The organism is Sporichthya brevicatena, from assembly GCF_039525035.1.
In the GTDB taxonomy this organism is placed as follows: Bacteria; Actinomycetota; Actinomycetes; order Sporichthyales; family Sporichthyaceae; genus Sporichthya; species Sporichthya brevicatena.
On record NZ_BAAAHE010000010.1, the window covers coordinates 30,882 to 52,360 of the forward strand.

A 21,479-nucleotide genomic window follows, 5' to 3' on the forward strand; every position below is an offset into this window, starting at 1 on the left:
CCCGGCGCGCCGGGTAACCCATATGGATCAATCGCCGGAAAGCGCACGAACGTTTCAGGTCCCCGGCGTGGCGATCGGCGTCCCCCGGGAACCGTCAGCGCCCGAGCGGGGACCTCCCCGTCCCCTCCGGACCTGTTCGTGACGCGTTCCTGCAGGTCAAGTGAAGGGCGACGGGCGGGGTGTTCCGGGGCGAAGGTCCGAAACTTAGGCGGCGTTTGACGATGTGCGCTGTGCTTAACGCCTCAAAACGGACATCGGATCTCTGTGCCGTCACCCACACGGGCGCAGCGCGCAGCGGACGTTAAAAAGCAGCGGACGTTAAAAAGCAGCGAGCGCCGCCCCGAAGGGCGGCGCTCCGCTGCGTTCGTGCTGGTGGCTCGTAGTGCCGGACCGGTCTAGTACCCGAAGTCCTGGACCCAGTAGTCACCGTTGGTGTTGAAGCCGATACCGATCGTGCGGAACTGGCAGTTCATGATGTTCTTGCGGTGGCTCGGCGAGTTCAGCCAGGCCTTGACCACGGCCGCGGTGGAGGAGAAGCCGCGAGCGATGTTCTCGCCACCCGGGTCCTTGTAGCCAGCCTTCATGATTCGCTTCCACCACACCGTGCCGTTGGCCGAGTTGTGGGCGAAGTAGCGCTTCTTGCTCATGTCGTTCGCGTGGCGCTGGGCGGCCTTCTGCAGCTTGCTGTTCTGCTTCAGCGGGCGGCAGCCGTGCGACTTGCGGGCGACGTTGGTCAGGTGGATCACGGAACTGCGCAGGACCTTGACGCTGGCCGAGTTGACCGAGGCGTTCGACTTCGGGGCGGCCTGCGACGTGCCGCCGAGCCCGATGAGGGCTCCGACGACCAGGGCGAGCGTGAGCGTGACCAGGCCGACGAAGCGGGCCAGGTCGCCGAGAAGGCTCCCGGCGGGCTTCGAGTCGACGGGCAACTCCGCGTGGGCGTGCGTCATTTCAAGGCTCCAGGTGGGATGGGCCGCGGGCGGGCGACGCGAGAGGACAACCCCCCGGGAGGTGGCCCGGGGAGACCACGGGAGCGGGGCCCCCGTACCTATCGCGGGGTGATTCGGCGCCCCGTCGAACCCACTTGAGGGGCCGAATGGCCGATGTCCCGACTTGCCCCGGGCCGCTACAGATCGCTACGCAGTGTTACTGGTCACTACGCGGTGCTACCGATGCCTCCGCGGTGCTACCGGGGGCTCTGGACTCAGATGACCGGTTCCGCACGAAGAATGCCCACGGCCGGGCCGGGGTCGGCCCCCGCCGGCCGGTCCAGACAGGCCAGGGGGCGAGCCGCCGCCCGGGTCAGGAGGTGCGTGAGTCCGCAGCCCGGCAGGGTCACGGGCAGTGGCCCCCCGGCCGGGGTCAGGTCGCGCGCCGGGCCGACCGGATGCGGTTCCAGCAGGAGGACGGGATTGCGGCGCGAGGTCAGGGCCGCGGCCTCGTCCTCGTCGACGACCGCGAGGCGGCGGGCCCACTCCAGGTCCGGGCACAACGCGACGACGCTGCCCGTCGTGGCCGCGGCCACCCCGGTGAGCGCCGCCACCGCCGCGGGGCGGGTGGCGTCGGCGTAGAGGCGGGTCCGGGAGGCGTCCTGGGTCGCAAGGATCCGCCCGCCGACCAGCAGCAGTGCCATCGCGCTGCGCAGCGGGACGCCCGCGATCGGGACGCCGGCGGGGTCGGTGAGGCGCAACTCGCTGCGGGTCGCTGCGGAGACCGCGCCGGACTCGTCGCGCCGGCACGCCGGGCAGCCGACGGTGGGGTCGAGGAAACGCGGTGACGTCTTGTCGAACAGCGCGTCGACGCAGGTCGGGCACAGGGCGACGTCGGACCCGCGGTGGGCGGTTGCCGCGGTGCGCTGGGCCGAGACGGCGAGCACCGCGAACTCCGTCGCGCCGAGCGGGGCGAGCTCGCCGCCGGGCGACCAGCAGACGCCGAGCGGGCCGCCGGCGATCCGGGACAGGAAGTGCGCGACCTGCTCGGCCGGGCCCTCGATCTCGACCGTCAGCCCGTAAGTGTCGGTGCGCGCGAACCCGCCGAGCCCGAGCGCGGCCGCGGAGTCCGCCACCGCCGCGAGCACTCCGCGCATCGGCAGCGGACCGGCCTCGTCGAGGTGCACCCGCGTCCGCCGCGCCGTCGCCACCGCCCCCGTCGCCACCCGCTCACCTCAGCAGGATCGGGCCGGTGCGCGTCGGCGGTTTGGGCGAATCGTGAGCACTGCCCGGCGGTGTCGTGGGGCACTGCCACCCGCTCGGACCAGTGGTCCCGCGGCCGACGGTGGGACCGATTGGGGAGCACGCCCTCGGAGCGTGTAACCTCTACGAGCCTTGCCCCTTTAGCTCAGTCGGCAGAGCGTCTCCATGGTAAGGAGAAGGTCTACGGTTCGATTCCGTAAAGGGGCTCTGAGCTGGTCTTTCGACCGGCAGCAGCGGCGGTGTAGCTCAGTTGGTAGAGCAAGCGGCTCATAATCGCTGTGTCACCGGTTCAAGTCCGGTCACCGCTACGTGCGAGTGAGCCGAGTGCAATCGAAGCTTGCTTCGATTGCCGAGGCGATCGAAGCTCGTTGGAACACCGGACGCAAGTAGTTGCGCAACAGATCGCGCGAGCAGACGTAGAGAGGCACGACCGTGGCGAGCAAGTCGCAGGACATCCGGCCGAAGATCACTTTGGCCTGCACGGAGTGCAAGGAGCGCAACTACATCACCAAGAAGAACCGGCGGAACGACCCCGACCGGCTCGAGATGAAGAAGTACTGCCCGCGCGAGCGCCGGCACACGCTGCACCGCGAGACCCGCTAGCCCTTCGGCGCGCCGCTCGCCGTCATGCCCGTCGATCCCGCTCTCGTCGGTCGTACCTATCCGCCCAGCCGCCCCTACGAGGTGGCTCGGGAGAAGATCCGCGAGTTCGCCGACGCGATCGGTGACCCGTCCCCGGTGTTCCGCGACCCGGAGGCCGCGAAGGCCCTGGGCTACCCGGACGTCATCGCCCCCCCGACGTTCCCGATCGTCTTCGCGCTCGACGGCGCCTTCGCCGTGCTCGCCGACCTCGGCATCGAGCTGCAGAACGTCGTCCACGGCGACCAGAACTTCCGCTACGCCCGGCCGCTGCGCCCGGGCGACCGGCTCGTCACGACCGTCGAGATCAAGGCCGTGAAGCACCTGGCCGGCAACGACGTCCTCACCGTCGACTGCGTCTCGGCGACCGAGGAGGGCGAGCACGTCGTGACCTCGACCTCGACGCTGGTCTGCCGGGGGGAGTCGGCATGAGCGCTCCCACCTGGGCGGGCGTCGAGAAGGGCACCGAGCTGCCGGCGCAGCGCTTCACGTTCGGCCGCGCCGACCTGGTCCGCTACGCCGGCGCCTCCGGTGACCTCAACCCGATCCACTGGAACGAGCGGATCGCCACCGAGGTCGGCCTGCCGAACGTCATCGCCCACGGGATGCTCACGATGGGCACGGTCGTCCGCGTCGTGACCGACTGGACCGGCGACCCCGGCGCGCTCACCGAGTACGGCGTGCGGTTCACCCGCCCCGTGCCAGTCCCGGACGACGAGCAGGGCGCCACCGTGGAGGTGAGCGCCGCGGTGACCGAGAAGCTCGACGACAACCTGGTCAAGGTCACGATCAAGGCCACCTACGACGGCGCGACCGTGCTGGCGAAGGCGATCGCCACCGTCCGGCTGCCGTGACCAGCTTCGCCGAGCTGACCACCTTCCGCGTCGGTGGTCCGATCACCCGGCTGGTCGACGTGGCCGGCGTGGACGAGCTCGCCGCCCTGTTCGCCGAGGTCGGCGACGAGCCGGTGATGGTGCTGGGCGGCGGATCGAACCTGCTGGTCTCCGACGACGGTTTCGCCGGGACCGTCGCCCGGATGGTCGGGGACGGCCTGGCGGTCAGTGGGGGAGCGGACGACGGCTCCGACGACAGCGTCGACGTCATCGTCGAGGCCGGTGCGAACTGGGACGCTCTCGTCGAGTACACGGTCGAGGAGGGCTGGGCCGGGATCGAGGCCCTGTCCGGCATCCCGGGCAGCGTCGGGGCCACCCCGATCCAGAACGTCGGCGCGTACGGGCAGGAGGTCGCGGACGTGCTGACCGCCGTGCGGACCTTCGACCGCGAGACCGGCACCGAGCGCCGCTTCGCCCCTGCGGACTGCAACTTCGCCTACCGGGACAGCTTGTTCAAGCGGACGTCCCGCTTCGTCGTCACCGCGGTGGAGTTCCGGCTCACCACGGGCGGCACGGGTGCGCCGGTGCGCTACGCCGAGCTCGCCCGCACCCTCGGCGTCGAGGTCGGCGGCACCGCGCCGGTCGCCGCGGTGCGCGAGGCGGTCCTGGGCCTGCGCCGCTCCAAGGGCATGGTGCTCGATCCCGACGACCACGACACGTGGAGCGCCGGGTCGTTCTTCACCAACCCGATCCTGACTGCCGCGGTGGCCGGGGCGGCCCTGCCCGACGACGCTCCGCGCTACCCGGCCGGCGACGGTCTGGTGAAGACCTCCGCGGCCTGGTTGATCGAGCACGCGGGCTTCTCCAAGGGCTTCGGCGCCGAGCTCACCGGTGGCCGCGCGACCCTCTCGACCAAGCACACGCTGGCGCTGACCAACCGCGGCGGCGCCTCCGCGACGGACCTGCTGACCCTCGCCCGCGCGATCCGCGCCGGCGTCCTCGACCGCTTCGGCATCGAGCTCCACCACGAGCCCGTCCTGGTCGGCCACACCCTCTGACCCCCCCCCTGCACTGGAGATGACATCTTCAGTGCACAAGCCGACCTGCAGTGGAGATGTCATCTTCAGTGCGCAGGCCGACCTGCGGTGGAGATGTCATCTTCAGTGCGCAGGCCGACCTGCACTGGAGATGACATCTTCAGTGCGCAGGCCGACCTGCAGTGGAGATGTCATCTCTAGTGCGCGGGGGGCGGGGGCTCGGCCAGCCAGGCGGCGATGCGGCCGCGGAGGCGGTACTTGGTCTCCTCGGGGGCGAGGGAGCCCTCGACGGAGTGCCGGGCGAGGTCGGCGAGCTCGGCGTCGGTGCAGCCGTGGACGTCCCGGGCGATGACGTACTGGTCGACCAGCCGGGACCCGAACAGCAGCGGGTCGTCGGCGCCGAGGGCGACGGGGACGTCGGCGGTCATCAGCGTGCGGACCGGCACCGCGGCCGCGTCGTCGGCGACGCCGAGCGCGACGTTGGACGCCGGGCACACCTCGAGGGTGATCCGGGCGGCGGCGAGCTCCTCGAGCAGCGCCGGGTCCTCGATCGCACGGACGCCGTGCCCGATGCGGTGGGCGCGCAGGGTGCGCAGGCAGTCCCGGACCTCGGACGGGCCGCCGAGCTCCCCGCCGTGGGGGAGCGCGGCCAGGCCGGCGCCGCGGGCGATCTCGAAGGCGCGGTCGAAGTCCGCCGCCCGGCCGCGTCGCTCGTCGTTGGACAGTCCGAACCCGACCACGCCGGCGTCGGCGTAGCGGGCGGCGAGCCGGGCCAGCGTCCGGGCGTCGAACGGGTGCCGGGTGCGGTTGGCGGCGAGGATCAGCCCGATGCCCACCCCGGTCGCGGCCGCGGCGTCCCGGGCGGCGTCGAGGATCAGCTCGACGGTCGGGGTCAGGCCGCCCAGGTGTCGGGCGTAGGTCGACGGGTCGACCTGGAGCTCCAGCCAGCCGGAGCCCTCGGCGGCGTCGTCCTGGGCCGCCTCCAGCACCAGGCGCCGGATGTCCTCCTCGGTCTGCACGGCCGCCCGCGCGGCGTCGTAGAGCCGCTGGAAGCGGAACCAGCCGCGCTGGTCGGTGGCCTCGAGCTCCAACGGCTCCCGGCGCCGGAGCTGGTCCGGCAGCCGGAGGCCGTGGTGCTCGGCCAGGTCGAGCAGCGTCGCGTGCCGCATCGACCCGGTGAAGTGCAGGTGCAGGTGCGCCTTGGGCAGCGTCCGCAGGTCCCGCCGCCCCACCGGGGGAGGGGTCAGGCGCTCGCCTCACCCAGGAGCTTGGCGATCCGGGAGACGCCCTCGACGAGGTCGTCGTCGCCGAGCGCGTACGACAGGCGCAGGTAGCCCGGCGTCCCGAAGGCCTCGCCCGGCACGACGGCCACCTCGGCCTCGGTGAGGATCAGCTCGGCGAGCTCCGTGGTCGTCGAGGGCCGCTGGCCGCGGATCTCCTTGCCGAGGATCCCGGCCACCGACGGGTACGCGTAGAACGCGCCCAGCGGCTCGGGGCAGGTGACCCCGGGGATCTCCGAGAGCATCCGCACCATCGTCTGGCGGCGCCGGTCGAAGGCCTCGCGCATCTGCGCGACCGCGGACAGGTCCCCGCTGACCGCCGCGAGCGCGGCCCGCTGCGAGACGTTCGCCACGTTGGACGTCGCGTGCGACTGCAGGTTCGTCGCGCCCTTGACCACGTCGGCGGGCCCGATCAGCCAGCCCACGCGCCAGCCGGTCATCGCGTACGTCTTCGCGACGCCGTTCAGCACGACGCAGCGGTCGGCGAGCTCGGGCACCTCGACCGGGATCGAGGAGAACGTCGCGTCGCCGTAGATCAGGTGCTCGTAGATCTCGTCGGTGACGACCCACATGCCGTGCTCGAGGGCCCAGCGGCCGATCTCGCGGACCTGCTCGGGGCTGTAGACGGCACCGGTCGGGTTCGACGGCGAGCAGAACAGCAGCACCTTCGAGCGGGACGTGCGCGCGGCCTCGAGCTGATCGACGGTCACCAGGTAGTTCTGGGTCTCGTCGGCCACGATCTCGACCGGCAGCCCGCCCGCGAGGCGGATGGCCTCCGGGTACGTGGTCCAGAACGGCGCCGGGAGCAGCACCTCGTCGCCCGGGTCCAGCAGGGTCGCGAACGCGGCGTAGACCGCCTGCTTGCCGCCGTTCGTCACCAGGACCTGCGACGCCGAGACCGAGTAGCCGGAGTCGCGCAGCGTCTTCGCCGCGATCGCCTCCTTGAGCTCGGGCAGGCCGCCGGCGGGGGAGTACCGGTGGTTGCGGGGCTCGCGGCACGCCGCCACCGCCGCCTCGACGATGTAGTCCGGCGTCGGGAAGTCCGGCTCGCCCGCCCCGAAGCCGATGACGGGCCGCCCGGCCGCCTGCAGAGCCTTGGCCTTGGCGTCCACGGCGAGGGTCGCGGACTCGGTGATCCCGGCGATGCGCGCGCTGATCCGGGGGAAGGAAGGGGTCGCGGTCATGAGCTCATCGTTCCACCTCGGCGGCGTTCCATGACTCCGGGAGGGACATGGGATCGGCCACGGATCGAGCGTGGGACCGGCCTCGGTTCGACGCCGGTCGGGGATGCCCCTTAGACTCGCCCCTCGGTGAGCGCACCGTTGCCTTGGCACGCCCGCGTACGGCTCGCGCACCGCTTAGGGTCGTAGCTCAATTGGTAGAGTTCCGGTCTCCAAAACCGGCGGTTGGGGGTTCGAGTCCCTCCGGCCCTGCGCAACGAACCGGCGCCCCGCACGGGGCGTCGGAAAACCTCCGCACCGCGGGGGCCGGGTTGAGGATCCAGGTGAGGACGAGTGACGGAGACCGCTGAGGCAACGCCTGAGCGCCCGGCATCCGACGGTGGCCGTGGGGGGCTCAAGCGCCTGCCGGCCCGCACCGGCCTCTACTACCGCCAGGTCGTCGCGGAGCTGCGCAAGGTCATCTGGCCGACGCGCAAGGAGCTGATCACCTACACCGCGGTGGTCATGGTGTTCGTCACGATCATGATCGCGTACGTCTCCGTGCTGGACCTGGGCTTCAGCAAGGCAGTGCTCAAGATCTTCGGGTAGGCCCCCTGCCCGACCTGCTCCACCGCTGACATCTCGAAAGGCTCTCCTGTGTCCGACTCGCCCCACAGCTTCGACGACGCCTCCGTCGCGGAGGACGCCGCCGACGTCTCGGCCGACGTCGAGGGAGCTGAGGCGGTCGAGGAGTCGGCCGCTCCCGAGACGGCCGACACCGACACCGACGGCGACACCGGCGGCGACACCGCGGCCCCCGAGGTGACCTTCGAGAGCGCCGAGGCGCCCGCCGAGGGTCCCAAGGAGGACGAGGAGGACCTCGACCCGGTCGAGGAGTTCCGCCGCGCGCTCTACGCCGCCCCCGGTGACTGGTACGTCGTGCACTCCTACGCCGGCTACGAGAACCGCGTGAAGGCGAACCTCGAGAACCGCACGGCCAGCCTCAACATGGAGGACTACATCTTCCAGATCGAGGTGCCGCAGGAAGAGGTCGTCGAGATCAAGAACGGCCAGCGCAAGAACGTCCGGCGGAACAAGTTCCCCGGGTACGTGCTGGTCCGGATGGACCTCACCGACGAGTCCTGGTCCGCCGTCCGGCACACCCCGGGCGTCACCGGCTTCGTGGGCCACACGCACGAGCCGTCGCCGCTCACCCTCGACGAGGTCATGAAGATCCTGGCCCCGGAGCCGGCGAAGGCCACGGGCACGAAGGGCGCCGCCGCCGCCAAGATCCAGGTGCTCGACTTCGACATCGGCGACTCGGTCACCGTCATCGACGGTCCGTTCGCCACCCTGCAGGCCACGATTCACGAGATCAACGCCGAGGCCCAGAAGGTCAAGGGTCTGGTGGAGATCTTCGGCCGGGAGACCCCGGTCGAACTGTCCTTCAGCCAGATCCAGAAGAACTGACAGTGGGGGGCTTCGCCCCCCACGCCCCCAACGACCTCCGGGTACAGGCCCGGGCGGAACTCGGAAGCGAAGAAGAAGAACAGATGCCTCCCAAGAAGAAGCTCTCGGCGATCATCAAGCTCCAGATCAAGGCCGGAGCTGCGACGCCGGCGCCGCCGGTCGGCCCTGCGCTGGGTCAGCACGGCGTGAACATCATGGAGTTCTGCAAGGCCTACAACGCGGCCACGGAGAACCAGCGGGGCGACATCGTTCCCGTCGAGATCTCGGTCTACGAGGACCGTTCGTTCACCTTCATCACCAAGACCCCGCCGGCTGCGCGCCTGATCCTCAAGGCCGCCGGGATCGAGAAGGGCTCCGGCGAGCCGCACAAGACCAAGGTCGCCAAGCTCACCCGTGACCAGGTCCGCAGCATCGCCGAGGCGAAGATGCCCGACCTGAACGCGAACGACCTCGACGCCGCGGAGAAGATCATCGCCGGCACCGCCCGTTCCATGGGCATCACCGTCGAGGCCTGAGCAGGACCCGGGCGCCAGCCCGTACGGACCAGCACCACCGCAGCACACCGATCCACGTGGGAGGGCCGCTGCAGCCCGTCGGTACCACGCCTTTTTCCCAGGAGAAGTCATGAAGCGCAGCAAGGCCTACAACAACGCCGCCCCGAAGGTGGACAAGGACAAGCTCTACGCCCCGCTGGACGCCGCGCGGCTGGCGAAGGAGACCTCCACCACCAAGTTCGACTCGACCGTCGAGGTCGCGTTCCGCCTCGGGGTCGACCCCCGCAAGGCCGACCAGATGGTCCGCGGCACCGTGAACCTGCCGCACGGCACCGGCAAGACCGCCCGCGTCCTGGTCCTCGCCAACGGTGACAAGGCCGCCGAGGCCACCGCCGCCGGCGCCGACTACGTCGGCTCGGACGACATGATCGAGCAGATCAGCAAGGGCTGGCTGGACTTCGACGCCGTCGTCGCCACCCCGGACCTGATGGGCAAGGTCGGCCGCCTCGGTCGCGTGCTCGGCCCGCGTGGCCTGATGCCGAACCCGAAGACCGGCACGGTCACGATGGACGTCGCCAAGGCCGTCAACGACATCAAGGGCGGCAAGATCGAGTTCCGCGTCGACAAGCACGCGAACCTGCACTTCATCATCGGCAAGACCTCGTTCTCCGACATTGCGCTGGTCGAGAACTACGCCGCCGCCCTGGACGAGGTGCTCCGGCTCAAGCCGTCCGCCGCCAAGGGCCGCTACCTGCGCAAGGCCGTCTTCTCCACCACGATGGGTCCGGCCATCCCGGTGGACCCGAACAAGGTCCGCAACCTCACGGAGGAGACGGTCGAGGAGACCGTCTGACCTGCGGTTGACCAGGGACTTTGCTCCCTGGATTCCGAAGCACGATCACGATTTGGCCCGGTGCGGAACGCCGCACCGGGCCTTGTCGTCTCAGGAGAGGCAGGCAGACTGGGCCTGCGTCCGACCTGGGAGATGACCGAAACGTGAGTGCGCGCCGTACCCACCGCTTCCGCGCCGCCGCCGTGTCCACGGCGGCCGTCCTCGCCTTCGCCGGCCTGGCCGGCTGCAACGGCTCGGACAGCGCCACCGACCGAGCCGCTGCCGAGCTCGAGTCGATGACGCCGGTGGCCGCGATCCAGAAGGTCGCGGACGCCGCGGCCAAGGACAGCGCCGCCTACACCTTCGAGGTCACCGGTTCCGGGGTCTCGGTGAAGGGCTCCGGCGCGTACCGCGGCGGCGACCGGCCCGCCGCGCGGATGGTCTTCGACTCGATGAAGATGATGGGCATCTCGGTCCCGGCCGGCACCGAGTTCCGCCTGGTCGACGACGTGATGTACCTGAAGATCACCAAGGGTGGTCTGATCCCGGGCCTCGGCACGGACGGCGGCTGGCTCTCCCTGCCGCTGGACGACGCGAAGTCCGAGGGCGCCGACATCGCCGGGATCGACCCGACGATGGCGAACCCGGTGGAGCAACTGCAGAAGATGCTCGACACCCAGGACGTCAGCAAGGTCGGCACCGAGACGATCGACGGCGTCAAGACCACGCACTACCGGGCGAAGATCAACCCCGAGGGCACCGGCACGGTGACCGAGAAGAAGTCCTCGACGCACTCGAACGAGCTCAGCCGCCAGCTGGAGGAGCAGCTCGAGAAGAGCATCAAGGACTCGATGGGCCTGTCCGAGCCCGTCACCGTGGACGCCTGGGTCGACGGCGACTACCGCGCCCGCAAGCTCGCAGTGACGCTGCCGATGGCCGGCGAGTTCAAGATGACGATGAAGTTCACCGACTTCGGCTCGGACGTGAAGGTCGACGTCCCGGCGGACGCGAAGAAGTTCGACGTCGGGGCCCTGCTGTCCGACGCGCTCGGCGGCAAGCTGGAGGACGCCTTCGGCGGGGACCTCGCGAAGCAGTTCGGGGAGGACTTCGACAAGCAGATCTCGGAGCAGCTGGAGCGCTCGCTGGGCGAGAACTTCTCCTCGGACCTGTCCGAGCAGTTCGCCGAGCGGCTCCGCGAGCAGATGGAACAGATGAGCTCCGGCGGCGGCCGCGCCAGCTGATCACACACCCACGAACGCACTGATCACCCGCTCGTCGCACGCTCGACGCACGCTCACAACACGCTTCTCGCACGCTGAGCAGGACCGGGGCCGCGGGGTCGTTTTGACCCGCGGCCCGTTCGGTCCGTACGCTGGCGGCAGCCAAAGACCGCAGGTTGTCATTTCGGTGACCGAAGGCCCCGTACTCCGGGCGGCCCGCGCAGGTGACGCCAGGTGATTCCACCTGGATGGGTAAGGGGGTTCGTCCTTCTGCCCGTGGGACTTCCGCGCCCCGGCCTGCGCCGGGGCGTTTCGTGTGTCCGGACCCGGAACGGACCTGCGGTCGCTCCCGAAGGAAGGAGGGCCATGGCCCGGCCCGACAAGGCATCCGCGGTGGCGGAGCTGACGGACGCGTTCCGCAACTCCAACGCGGCGGTGCTGACCGAGTACCGCGGTCTCACCGTGGCACAGCTCAAGGCTCTGCGGCGCAGCCTCTCCGGCAACGCCGAGTACCACGTCGTCAAGAACACCTTGACGAAGATCGCGGCCAAGGAGGCCGGGGTCGAGGCGTTCGAGTCCCTCCTCGCCGGTCCGTCCGCGATCGCGTTCGTCTCCGGCGACGCGGTCGAGGTCGCGAAGGGGCTGCGGGACTTCGCCAAGGCGAACCCGCTCCTCGTGATCAAGGGCGGCGTCCTGGACGGCAAGCCGCTGTCCGCCGCGGACGTCACCAAGCTCGCGGACCTGGAGTCCCGCGAGGTCCTGCTCGCCAAGCTCGCCGGGGCCATGACCGCCTCGCTGTCCCAGGCCGCGGCCCTGTTCCAGGCGCCGCTGTCGAAGACCGCGCGGACCGTCGAGGCCCTGCGTGCGCAGGTCGAGGCGACCGGTGGCCCTGCCGCCGCCGCCCCGGCCACCGAAGAACCCGCTGTCGAGGCGTCGGCCGAGGCCGTTGCCGAGAGCCCGGTCGCGACGGAAGACCCCGTCGCAGAGACCCCCGAGCCCGAGGCATCCGCCGAGAGCTAAACCCCCTTCAGACCCACGTTCGACCGAATGGAAGGACCGCCGATCATGGCGAAGCTCAGCACCGACGAACTGCTCGACGCGTTCAAGGAGATGACGCTGATCGAGCTCTCCGAGTTCGTGAAGCAGTTCGAGGAGACCTTCGGCGTCACCGCCGCCGCTCCGGTGGCCGTGGCCGCCGCGGCGCCGGCCGGTGGCGGCGGCGGCGACGCTGCCGCGGAGGAGCAGGACGAGTTCGACGTCGTCCTCGAGTCCGCCGGCGACAAGAAGATCCAGGTCATCAAGGAGGTGCGCGCGCTCACGAACCTCGGTCTCAAGGAGGCCAAGGACCTCGTCGACGGCACCCCCTCCAAGGTCCTGGAGAAGGTCAACAAGGAGACCGCGGAGAAGGCCAAGGCTGCCCTCGAGGGCGCCGGCGCCACCATCTCGCTGAAGTAGTTTCCGCACGTAGTTCTCCCGCACCACCAGTTCCACCGCGCGGGCGGTCGCCGATCTCGGCGGCCGCCCGTCGGCGTTCCCGGGCCGGCGCTCGCCGGGCCCTACACTCCCCGGCATGGGCGTCGAGATCGACATCCGGGGGCTCACCAAGAGCTTCGGGCGGCAGGTGATCTGGCGTGACGTGACGCTCACGCTGCCGGCGGGGGAGATCTCCGTCCTGCTCGGCCCGTCCGGGACCGGTAAGTCGGTGCTGCTCAAGACCCTGGTCGGGCTGCTGCGGCCGGACGCCGGCTCGATCGTGATCGAGGGCCAGGACATCTGCCGGCTCAAGGAGCGCGACCTCTACGAGGTCCGCAAGCTCTTCGGGGTGCTGTTCCAGGACGGCGCGCTGTTCGGCTCGATGAACCTCTACGACAACGTCGCGTTCCCGCTGCGGGAGCACACCCGCAAGTCCGAGTCCGAGATCCGCGCCGTCGTGCGGGAGAAGATGGACCTGGTCGGACTGGTGGGGGCCGAGGACAAGCTGCCGGGGGAGCTGTCCGGCGGCATGCGCAAGCGTGCCGGCCTGGCCCGGGCGTTGGTGCTGGACCCGAAGATCATTCTGTTCGACGAGCCGGACTCCGGCCTCGACCCGGTCCGCACGGCGTTCCTCAACCAGCTCATCGTCGACCTGAACCAGCGGATCGGCGCGACGATCCTCATCGTCACCCACGACATCAACACCGCCCGGACCGTCCCGGACAACATCGGCCTGCTCTACCACCGCCACCTGGCGATGTTCGGTCCGCGGGAGATGCTGCTGTCCTCCGAGGAGTCGGTCGTCCGGCAGTTCCTGAACGCTCAGCGGGTGGGTCCGATCGGCATGTCGGAGGAGAAGGACGCCGACGAACTGGCCGCCGAACGTGATACCGAACTCCCTCCGCTGCCCCCGATCCCGCTCCAGATGATGCCGAGCGACGGCGTTCCGCGGTCCCGGCAGCGGCCACCCGGGCAGTGGTGCGCGGAGAACGGGATCGTCCCGCCGGCGGGGTCCTTCGGCGGGTCCGACGTCGGGGCCGATCCCGCCGCAGCGCTCTGACCTGCAAGGACGCGTCCGGTGATCACGTCCGGTATTGTCCGAATCCGTCCAACTGCCCGGCCGCGACGCGTCCACACTGTTGGCCTGATCTCTTGACTGGGGCGCGCTGCGCCCTCATCCTTTCGGTGCGTTCGCGAGTTCTCGCGCTCGCGCGAGGGGCCCGCAGGCTTGACCTGCGGCTCTGGACAGCGGTTTGCCTTGAGGCTAAACTGCCCCCTTGCGCTGTCTGCCGTGATCACCTGTGTTCTTGACACAGGTGGTTGTGCATGCGCTGAACCGACCGCGAGCCATCGGAAGGACCACTCTTGGCCGCCTCGCGCACCGCCTCGCTCACCCCCTCGGCCACCAACGCCCCTCGGCGCATCAGCTTCGCGAAGATTCGCGAGCCCCTGGAAGTCCCGAACCTCCTCGCCCTGCAGGTCGACTCGTTCGACTGGCTGCTGGGCAACGACCGTTGGCAGGCGCGCGTCGACGCGGCTGTCGCGGCCGGCCGCGACGACGTCCCGACCCAGTCGGGCCTCGAGGAGATCTTCGAGGAGATCTCCCCGATCGAGGACTTCTCCGGCTCCATGTCGCTCACGTTCCGGGACCACCGGTTCGAGCCGCCCAAGAACTCGATCGACGAGTGCAAGGAGCGGGACTTCACCTACTCCGCCCCGCTCTTCGTCACCGCCGAGTTCACGAACAACGAGACCGGCGAGATCAAGAGCCAGACCGTCTTCATGGGTGACTTCCCCCTGATGACGGACAAGGGCACCTTCATCATCAACGGCACCGAGCGTGTCGTCGTCTCGCAGCTCGTCCGCTCCCCGGGCGTCTACTTCGACAAGGCGATCGACAAGACGTCCGACAAGGACATCTTCTCGGCCAAGGTCATCCCCTCCCGGGGTGCCTGGCTCGAGCTCGAGATCGACAAGCGGGACGCGGTCGGCGTGCGCATCGACCGCAAGCGCAAGCAGTCGGTCACCGTGCTGCTCAAGGCCCTCGGCTGGGACGACGCCCGCATCCGCGAGGAGTTCGGGCAGTACGAGTCGATGATGGCCACCCTGGAGAAGGACCACACGTCCACCCAGGACGAGGCGCTGCTCGACATCTACCGCAAGCTGCGTCCGGGCGAGCCCCCGACGCGTGAGGCGGCCCAGACCCTGCTGGACAACCTCTACTTCAACCCGAAGCGCTACGACCTCGCGAAGGTCGGCCGCTACAAGGTCAACAAGAAGCTGGCGCTGAACCAGCCGCTGGCGAACGGCGTGCTCACCGAGCAGGACATCGTCGCGACCATCAAGTACCTGGTTGCGCTGCACGCCGGCGAGACGGAGATGCCGAGCGCCCGCGGCAACGCCCGCGTCGAGGTCGACGACATCGACCACTTCGGCAACCGGCGTCTGCGCACCGTCGGCGAGCTCATCCAGAACCAGGTCCGTACGGGCCTGGCCCGGATGGAGCGCGTCGTGCGTGAGCGCATGACCACCCAGGACGTCGAGGCGATCACGCCGCAGACCCTGATCAACATCCGGCCGGTCGTCGCCTCCATCAAGGAGTTCTTCGGCACCAGCCAGCTGTCGCAGTTCATGGACCAGACCAACCCGCTCGCGGGTCTGACCCACAAGCGCCGCCTGTCGGCGCTGGGTCCCGGTGGTCTGTCCCGGGAGCGCGCGGGCTTCGAGGTCCGTGACGTCCACCCGTCGCACTACGGCCGCATGTGCCCGATCGAGACGCCGGAAGGCCCGAACATCGGTCTGATCGGCTCGCTCGCGACCTACGGGCGGATCAACCCGTTCGGTTTCGTCGAGACGCCGTACCGCAAGGTCGTCAACGGCCAGGTCACGGACGACATCGACTACCTGACCGCCGACGAGGAGGACCTGCACGTCATCGCGCAGGCCAACGCGCCGCTGAACCCGGACAACACGTTCGCGGAGGCTCGCGTCCTGGTCCGTCGTAAGGGTGGCGAGGTCGAGTTCATCCCGGCCGCCGAGGTCGACTACATGGACGTCTCGCCGCGCCAGATGGTGTCGGTCGCGACGGCGATGATCCCGTTCCTCGAGCACGACGACGCGAACCGCGCCCTGATGGGCTCGAACATGCAGCGTCAGTCGGTCCCGCTGCTCCGCGCCGAGGCGCCGCTCGTCGGCACCGGCCAGGAGTACCGCGCGGCCAAGGACGCCGGCGACGTCGTCGTGGCCACCAAGGCCGGCGTCGTGCAGGAGGTCTCCGCGGACTACATCCAGGTGATGGAGGACGAGGGCACCTACACGACCTACCGCCTGGCCAAGTTCCGCCGCTCGAACCAGGGCACCTGCATCAACCAGAAGCCGATCGTTCACGAGGGCGACCGCATCGTGGCCGGCGAGGTCATCGCCGACGGTCCGTGCACCCAGAACGGCGAGATGGCGCTCGGCAAGAACCTGCTGGTCGCCTTCATGCCGTGGGAGGGCCACAACTACGAGGACGCGATCATCCTGTCCCAGCGTCTGGTGCAGGACGACGTCCTCTCCTCGATCCACATCGAGGAGCACGAGGTCGACGCCCGCGACACCAAGCTCGGCCCCGAGGAGATCACCCGGGACATCCCGAACGTCTCCGAGGAGGTCCTCGCGGACCTCGACGACCGCGGCATCATCCGCATCGGCGCCGAGGTCACGACCGGCGACATCCTCGTCGGCAAGGTCACGCCCAAGGGTGAGACCGAGCTGACCCCCGAGGAGCGCCTGCTCCGCGCGATCTTCGGTGAGAAGGCGCGCGAGGTCCGCGACACCTCGCTGAAGGTGCCGCACGGTGAGTCCGGCAAGGTCATCGGCGTCCGCGTCTTCGACCGCGAGGAGGGGGACGAGCTGCCCCCGGGCGTGAACCAGCTGGTCCGCGTCTACGTCGCGCAGAAGCGCAAGATCACCGACGGTGACAAGCTCGCCGGCCGCCACGGCAACAAGGGCGTCATCGCCAAGATCCTGCCCGTCGAGGACATGCCGTTCCTCTCGGACGGCACCCCGGTCGACATCGTGCTCAACCCGCTCGGTGTGCCCTCGCGCATGAACATCGGCCAGATCCTGGAGACCCACCTCGGGTGGGTGGCCAAGACCGGCTGGCAGGTCGAGGGTGACGACGAGGAGTGGAAGGACCGTCTGCGCGGCATCGGTGCGGACGTGGGCGAGCCCGGCACCAACGTGGCCACCCCCGTCTTCGACGGCGCGCGCGAGGAGGAGATCACCGGTCTCCTCGGGTCGACGCTCAAGACCCGCGACGGCGTGCGGCTGATCGGGGAGGACGGCAAGGCGCAGCTCTTCGACGGCCGCTCCGGCGAGCCGTTCAAGAGCCCGATCTCGGTCGGCTACATCTACATCCTGAAGCTGCTCCACCTGGTCGACGACAAGATCCACGCCCGGTCGACCGGCCCGTACTCGATGATCACGCAGCAGCCGCTGGGTGGTAAGGCGCAGTTCGGTGGCCAGCGGTTCGGCGAGATGGAGGTGTGGGCCCTCGAGGCCTACGGCGCCTCCTACGCCCTGCAGGAGCTCCTGACGATCAAGTCCGACGACGTCCTCGGCCGCGTGAAGGTCTACGAGGCCATCGTCAAGGGCGAGAACATCCCGGAGCCCGGCATTCCGGAGTCCTTCAAGGTCCTCATCAAGGAAATGCAGTCGCTGTGCCTGAACGTCGAGGTGCTCTCTTCCGACGGCATGTCCATCGAGATGCGGGAGACCGACGAGGACGTGTTCCGTGCGGCAGAGGAACTCGGGATCGACCTGTCACGGCGTGAGCCGTCCAGCGTCGAGGAGGTCTAGCGGTCGGCGGGGTCACCGCTCCGGTGCCCCCGCCCCCACCGCCGACCTGATCACTCTTTAGTTCGAGAACTGGGGACAACGTGCTCGACGTCAACTTCTTCGACGAGCTCCGCATCGGCCTGGCGACCGCGGACGACATCCGCCAGTGGTCGCACGGCGAGGTCAAGAAGCCCGAGACCATCAACTACCGCACGCTCAAGCCGGAGAAGGACGGGCTCTTCTGCGAGAAGATCTTCGGTCCGACCCGGGACTGGGAGTGCTACTGCGGCAAGTACAAGCGCGTCCGCTTCAAGGGCATCATCTGCGAGCGCTGTGGCGTCGAGGTCACCCGCGCCAAGGTGCGTCGTGAGCGGATGGGCCACATCGAGCTGGCCGCTCCGGTCACCCACATCTGGTACTTCAAGGGTGTCCCGAGCCGGCTCGGCTACCTGCTCGACCTGGCGCCGAAGGACCTGGAGAAGGTCATCTACTTCGCGGCCTACATGATCACGTGGGTCGACGAGGAGGCGCGGCACCGCGACCTCACCTCGCTCGAGGCGCAGATCTCGGTCGAGCGGGGTCAGATCGAGCAGCGCCGCGACTCCGACCTGGAGGCCCGCGCCGCCAAGCTCGAGGCCGACCTGGCCGAGCTCGAGGAGCAGGGCGCCAAGTCCGACGCCAAGCGCAAGGTCAAGGAAGGCGCGGAGCGCGAGCTCAAGCAGATCCGGGACCGCGCCCAGCGCGAGATCGACCGCCTGGACGACGTCTGGAACCGCTTCAAGAACCTCAAGGTCCAGGACCTCGAGGGCGACGAGATGCTCTACCGCGAGATGCGGGACCGCTTCGCGATGTACTTCGACGGCGGCATGGGCGCGGCGGCGATCCAGAAGCGTCTGGAGTCCTTCGACCTCGAGGCCGAGGCCGAGAAGCTCCGCGAGATCATCCGCACCGGCAAGGGCCAGAAGAAGACCCGTGCGCTCAAGCGCCTCAAGGTCGTCTCGGCGTTCCTGTCGACCCGGAACTCGCCGATGGGCATGGTCCTGGACTGCATCCCGGTCATCCCGCCGGACCTGCGTCCGATGGTCCAGCTCGACGGTGGCCGCTTCGCCACCTCGGACCTGAACGACCTGTACCGCCGCGTGATCAACCGGAACAACCGCCTCAAGCGTCTGCTCGACCTCGGGGCGCCGGAGATCATCGTCAACAACGAGAAGCGCATGCTTCAGGAGGCCGTCGACGCGCTGTTCGACAACGGCCGCCGCGGTCGTCCGGTCACCGGTCCGGGCAACCGTCCGCTGAAGTCGCTCTCCGACATGCTCAAGGGCAAGCAGGGTCGCTTCCGGCAGAACCTGCTCGGCAAGCGCGTCGACTACTCCGGCCGTTCGGTCATCGTCGTCGGCCCGCAGCTCAAGCTGCACCAGTGCGGTCTGCCGAAGGCCATGGCGCTCGAGCTGTTCAAGCCGTTCGTCATGAAGCGTCTCGTCGACCTCAACCACGCGCAGAACATCAAGAGCGCCAAGCGCATGGTCGAGCGTGCCCGCCCCGTGGTGTGGGACGTCCTCGAAGAGGTCATCGCCGAGCACCCGGTTCTCCTGAACCGTGCGCCGACGCTGCACCGCCTCGGCATCCAGGCCTTCGAGCCGCAGCTGATCGAGGGCAAGGCCATCCAGATCCACCCGCTCGTCTGCTCGGCCTTCAACGCCGACTTCGACGGTGACCAGATGGCCGTGCACCTGCCGCTGTCCGCGGAGGCGCAGGCCGAGGCCCGCATCCTGATGCTGTCCTCGAACAACATCCTCAAGCCGTCCGACGGCAAGCCGGTCACCATGCCGACGCAGGACATGATCATCGGTCTGTTCTTCCTGACCGGTGACCGTGGCGAGCTGCCCGGTCACGGCCGGGTGTTCGGCTCGGTGGCCGAGGCGATCATGGCCTACGACACCGGCGAGCTGGCGCTGCAGGCGAAGATCAAGCTGCGCCTCAAGGGCATCGTCCCGCCGCGCGGCTGGACGGCCCCCGAGGGCTGGCAGCCCGGCGAGCCGGTGGTCCTGGAGACCTCGCTCGGCCGCGCCCTGTTCAACGAGGCTCTCCCGGCGGACTACCCGTTCGTCGACGCCGAGGTCGGCAAGAAGCAGCTGTCGATCATCATCAACGACCTGGCCGAGCGGTACCCGAAGGTTCAGGTCGCGGCGACGCTGGACGCGCTCAAGGCAGCCGGCTTCCACTGGGCGACCCGCTCCGGTGTGACCGTCTCCATCGGCGACGTCATCACCCCGCCGGACAAGCAGCAGATCCTCGAGGACTACGAGTCGCGCGCGGAGAAGATCCAGAAGCAGTTCGAGAAGGGTCTGATCACCGACGACGAGCGTCGTCAGGAGCTCATCGAGGTCTGGACGCAGGCGACCAACGTCGTCGCGTCCGCGATGGAGAAGAACTTCTCCCGCACCAACCCGATCGCGATGATGATCGACTCGGGCGCCCGCGGAAACATGATGCAGGTCCGGCAGATCGCCGGTATGCGTGGTCTCGTCGCCAACCCGAAGGGCGAGATCATCCCGCGGCCGATCAAGTCGAACTTCCGCGAGGGCCTGTCCGTGCTGGAGTTCTTCATCTCCACGCACGGTGCCCGTAAGGGTCTGGCCGACACCGCTCTGCGGACCGCGGACTCCGGCTACCTGACGCGGCGTCTGGTCGACGTCTCGCAGGACGTCATCATCCGCGAGGAGGACTGCGGCACCGAGCGCGGTCTGCTCTGCAAGATCGCGGCGCCGGGTGCTGACGGTGTGCTCCGCAAGCTCGACCACGTCGACACGAACGTGGTCTCGCGCAACCTGGCCGAGGAGGTCACCGGCAACGGTGGCGTCACCGTGCCGGCGGGCACGGACGTCACCAACATCCTGCTCGACGACCTGATCGCGGCCGGGGTCGACACCGTGCGCGTGCGTTCAGTCCTGACCTGCCAGTCCAAGGTCGGCACCTGCGCGATGTGCTACGGCCGGTCGCTGGCTGCCGGCAAGCTCGTCGACATCGGTGAGGCGGTCGGCATCATCGCCGCCCAGTCGATCGGTGAGCCCGGTACCCAGCTGACGATGCGTACCTTCCACACCGGTGGTGTCGCGGGTGAGGACATCACCCACGGTCTGCCGCGTGTCGTCGAGCTCTTCGAGGCGCGTCAGCCCAAGGGTCTGGCTCCGCTCTCGGAGGTCGCCGGTCGCGTCCGCATCGAGGACTCCGACAAGGCCCGCAAGGTCGTCGTCGTCCCCGACGACGGCAGCGAGGAGCGGGCGTACCCGGTCTCGAAGCGGTCCCGCCTCCTGGTGGAGGAGGGCGACCACGTCGACGTCGGCCAGAAGCTCGTCATGGGCGCCGCCAACCCGCACGAGGTGCTCCGCATCCTCGGCCAGCGGGCCGTCCAGGAGCACCTGGTCGAGGAGGTGCAGGAGGTCTACCGCTCGCAGGGCGTGTCGATCCACGACAAGCACATCGAGATCATCGTGCGGCAGATGCTGCGCCGCGTGACGGTCATCGAGTCCGGCGACGCGGAACTGCTTCCCGGTGAGCTCGTCGAGCGTTCGCGCTTCGAGGAGGAGAACCGTCGCGTCGTCGCCGAGGGCGGCACCCCCGCCTCCGGTCGCCCGGTGCTGATGGGTATCACCAAGGCCTCGCTCGCCACCGAGTCGTGGCTGTCGGCGGCGTCGTTCCAGGAGACGACCCGCGTCCTCACCGACGCGGCGATCCACGCCAAGAGCGACCCGCTGCTGGGCCTCAAGGAGAACGTCATCATCGGCAAGCTCATCCCGGCCGGTACCGGCATGCCGCGTTACCGCAACATCCGGGTGGAGCCGACCGAGGAGGCGAAGGCTGCGATGTACTCGATGGCCGGGTACGAGGAGCCGGAGTACGCCACCTTCGGAACCGGCTCCGGCGACGCCGTTCGCCTCGAGGACTACGACTTCGGCGGCTACGGCAACTGATCTGCGGCGCCCGGCGGGCGCAGCGCACAGATCGCAGAAGTGAGAACGGCCGGT

The 21,479-nt window shown here is 69.3% G+C and carries 18 protein-coding genes and 3 tRNA genes; 17 read left to right on the plus strand and 4 right to left on the minus strand.

All coding sequences use genetic code 11. The features are described from left to right. Window positions 1-395 precede the first annotated feature (395 nt). Together ABD401_RS06960 and ABD401_RS06965 are read right to left on the minus strand one after the other, a co-directional pair. Window positions 396-950: a CAP domain-containing protein gene (locus tag ABD401_RS06960; protein WP_344603009.1), complete on the minus strand. Its 555-nt coding sequence runs from the start codon at window positions 948-950 to the stop codon at window positions 396-398. 254 nt (window positions 951-1,204) lie between these two features. Further along, window positions 1,205-2,155, minus strand: coding sequence for a carbamoyltransferase HypF (locus ABD401_RS06965; protein WP_344603010.1), 951 nt, complete (start codon window positions 2,153-2,155; stop codon window positions 1,205-1,207). Between the two features lie 171 nt (window positions 2,156-2,326). Between ABD401_RS06965 and ABD401_RS06970 the strand changes: the two genes are divergently transcribed. From ABD401_RS06970 to ABD401_RS06995, 6 genes are all read left to right on the plus strand, one after another. Continuing rightward, a tRNA-Thr gene (locus ABD401_RS06970) sits at window positions 2,327-2,399 on the plus strand. Between the two features lie 28 nt (window positions 2,400-2,427). Then, window positions 2,428-2,500: transfer RNA gene (locus ABD401_RS06975), tRNA-Met, on the plus strand. A gap of 124 nt (window positions 2,501-2,624) precedes the next feature. Then, window positions 2,625-2,795, plus strand: coding sequence for a 50S ribosomal protein L33 (gene rpmG, locus ABD401_RS06980; RefSeq protein WP_019875508.1), 171 nt, complete (start codon window positions 2,625-2,627; stop codon window positions 2,793-2,795). 24 nt (window positions 2,796-2,819) lie between these two features. After that, window positions 2,820-3,263, plus strand: coding sequence for a MaoC family dehydratase N-terminal domain-containing protein (locus ABD401_RS06985; protein WP_344603013.1), 444 nt, complete (start codon window positions 2,820-2,822; stop codon window positions 3,261-3,263). Next, window positions 3,260-3,685: a MaoC family dehydratase gene (locus ABD401_RS06990; RefSeq protein ID WP_344603015.1), complete on the plus strand. Its 426-nt coding sequence runs from the start codon at window positions 3,260-3,262 to the stop codon at window positions 3,683-3,685. The genes ABD401_RS06985 and ABD401_RS06990 overlap by 4 nt, the downstream gene beginning before the upstream one ends. Next, complete coding sequence (locus ABD401_RS06995; protein ID WP_344603017.1) at window positions 3,682-4,722, plus strand: UDP-N-acetylmuramate dehydrogenase; 1,041 nt, start codon at window positions 3,682-3,684, stop codon at window positions 4,720-4,722. The genes ABD401_RS06990 and ABD401_RS06995 overlap by 4 nt, the downstream gene beginning before the upstream one ends. A 176-nt stretch (window positions 4,723-4,898) precedes the next feature. On the opposite strand, the gene ABD401_RS07000 is transcribed toward ABD401_RS06995, so the two are convergent. Then, the gene (locus ABD401_RS07000) at window positions 4,899-5,933 is read right to left on the minus strand and encodes an adenosine deaminase (RefSeq protein ID WP_344603019.1); all 1,035 of its coding nucleotides are present in this window, start codon (window positions 5,931-5,933) and stop codon (window positions 4,899-4,901) included. Window positions 5,934-5,944: 11 nt separating this feature from the next. Further along, the gene (locus tag ABD401_RS07005; protein ID WP_344603021.1) at window positions 5,945-7,165 is read right to left on the minus strand and encodes a pyridoxal phosphate-dependent aminotransferase; all 1,221 of its coding nucleotides are present in this window, start codon (window positions 7,163-7,165) and stop codon (window positions 5,945-5,947) included. 176 nt (window positions 7,166-7,341) lie between these two features. Between ABD401_RS07005 and ABD401_RS07010 the strand changes: the two genes are divergently transcribed. The 11 genes from ABD401_RS07010 (at window position 7,342) to ABD401_RS07060 (ending at window position 21,425) form a co-directional block, all read left to right on the plus strand. Beyond that, window positions 7,342-7,414 (plus strand) — tRNA-Trp (locus tag ABD401_RS07010). An 81-nt stretch (window positions 7,415-7,495) separates the two neighbouring features. After that, window positions 7,496-7,750, plus strand: a complete 255-nt coding sequence (gene secE / locus ABD401_RS07015; protein WP_019875514.1) for a preprotein translocase subunit SecE — start codon at window positions 7,496-7,498, stop codon at window positions 7,748-7,750. Window positions 7,751-7,780: 30 nt separating this feature from the next. Next, entirely contained in the window at window positions 7,781-8,611 is an 831-nt protein-coding gene (gene nusG, locus ABD401_RS07020) for a transcription termination/antitermination protein NusG (RefSeq protein ID WP_425566081.1), read from the plus strand. An 83-nt stretch (window positions 8,612-8,694) separates the two neighbouring features. Continuing rightward, entirely contained in the window at window positions 8,695-9,126 is a 432-nt protein-coding gene (gene rplK / locus ABD401_RS07025; RefSeq protein WP_344603026.1) for a 50S ribosomal protein L11, read from the plus strand. A gap of 109 nt (window positions 9,127-9,235) precedes the next feature. Further along, the gene (gene rplA / locus ABD401_RS07030; protein WP_344603028.1) at window positions 9,236-9,958 is read left to right on the plus strand and encodes a 50S ribosomal protein L1; all 723 of its coding nucleotides are present in this window, start codon (window positions 9,236-9,238) and stop codon (window positions 9,956-9,958) included. Between the two features lie 143 nt (window positions 9,959-10,101). Continuing rightward, on the plus strand, window positions 10,102-11,178 hold the full coding sequence (locus tag ABD401_RS07035; RefSeq protein WP_344603030.1) for an SCO4651 family lipoprotein: 1,077 nt from the start codon (window positions 10,102-10,104) through the stop codon (window positions 11,176-11,178). A gap of 345 nt (window positions 11,179-11,523) precedes the next feature. Then, a complete protein-coding gene (gene rplJ / locus ABD401_RS07040) occupies window positions 11,524-12,177 on the plus strand; it encodes a 50S ribosomal protein L10 (protein ID WP_344603032.1) in 654 nt (217 codons plus the stop codon). Window positions 12,178-12,222: 45 nt separating this feature from the next. Further along, the gene (gene rplL, locus ABD401_RS07045) at window positions 12,223-12,612 is read left to right on the plus strand and encodes a 50S ribosomal protein L7/L12 (protein WP_344603034.1); all 390 of its coding nucleotides are present in this window, start codon (window positions 12,223-12,225) and stop codon (window positions 12,610-12,612) included. Window positions 12,613-12,727: 115 nt separating this feature from the next. Next, window positions 12,728-13,690, plus strand: coding sequence for an ABC transporter ATP-binding protein (locus ABD401_RS07050; protein ID WP_344603036.1), 963 nt, complete (start codon window positions 12,728-12,730; stop codon window positions 13,688-13,690). A gap of 305 nt (window positions 13,691-13,995) precedes the next feature. Beyond that, the gene (rpoB, locus tag ABD401_RS07055; RefSeq protein WP_344603038.1) at window positions 13,996-17,472 is read left to right on the plus strand and encodes a DNA-directed RNA polymerase subunit beta; all 3,477 of its coding nucleotides are present in this window, start codon (window positions 13,996-13,998) and stop codon (window positions 17,470-17,472) included. 80 nt (window positions 17,473-17,552) lie between these two features. Further along, the gene (locus ABD401_RS07060; RefSeq protein ID WP_344603040.1) at window positions 17,553-21,425 is read left to right on the plus strand and encodes a DNA-directed RNA polymerase subunit beta'; all 3,873 of its coding nucleotides are present in this window, start codon (window positions 17,553-17,555) and stop codon (window positions 21,423-21,425) included. Window positions 21,426-21,479 lie beyond the last annotated feature (54 nt).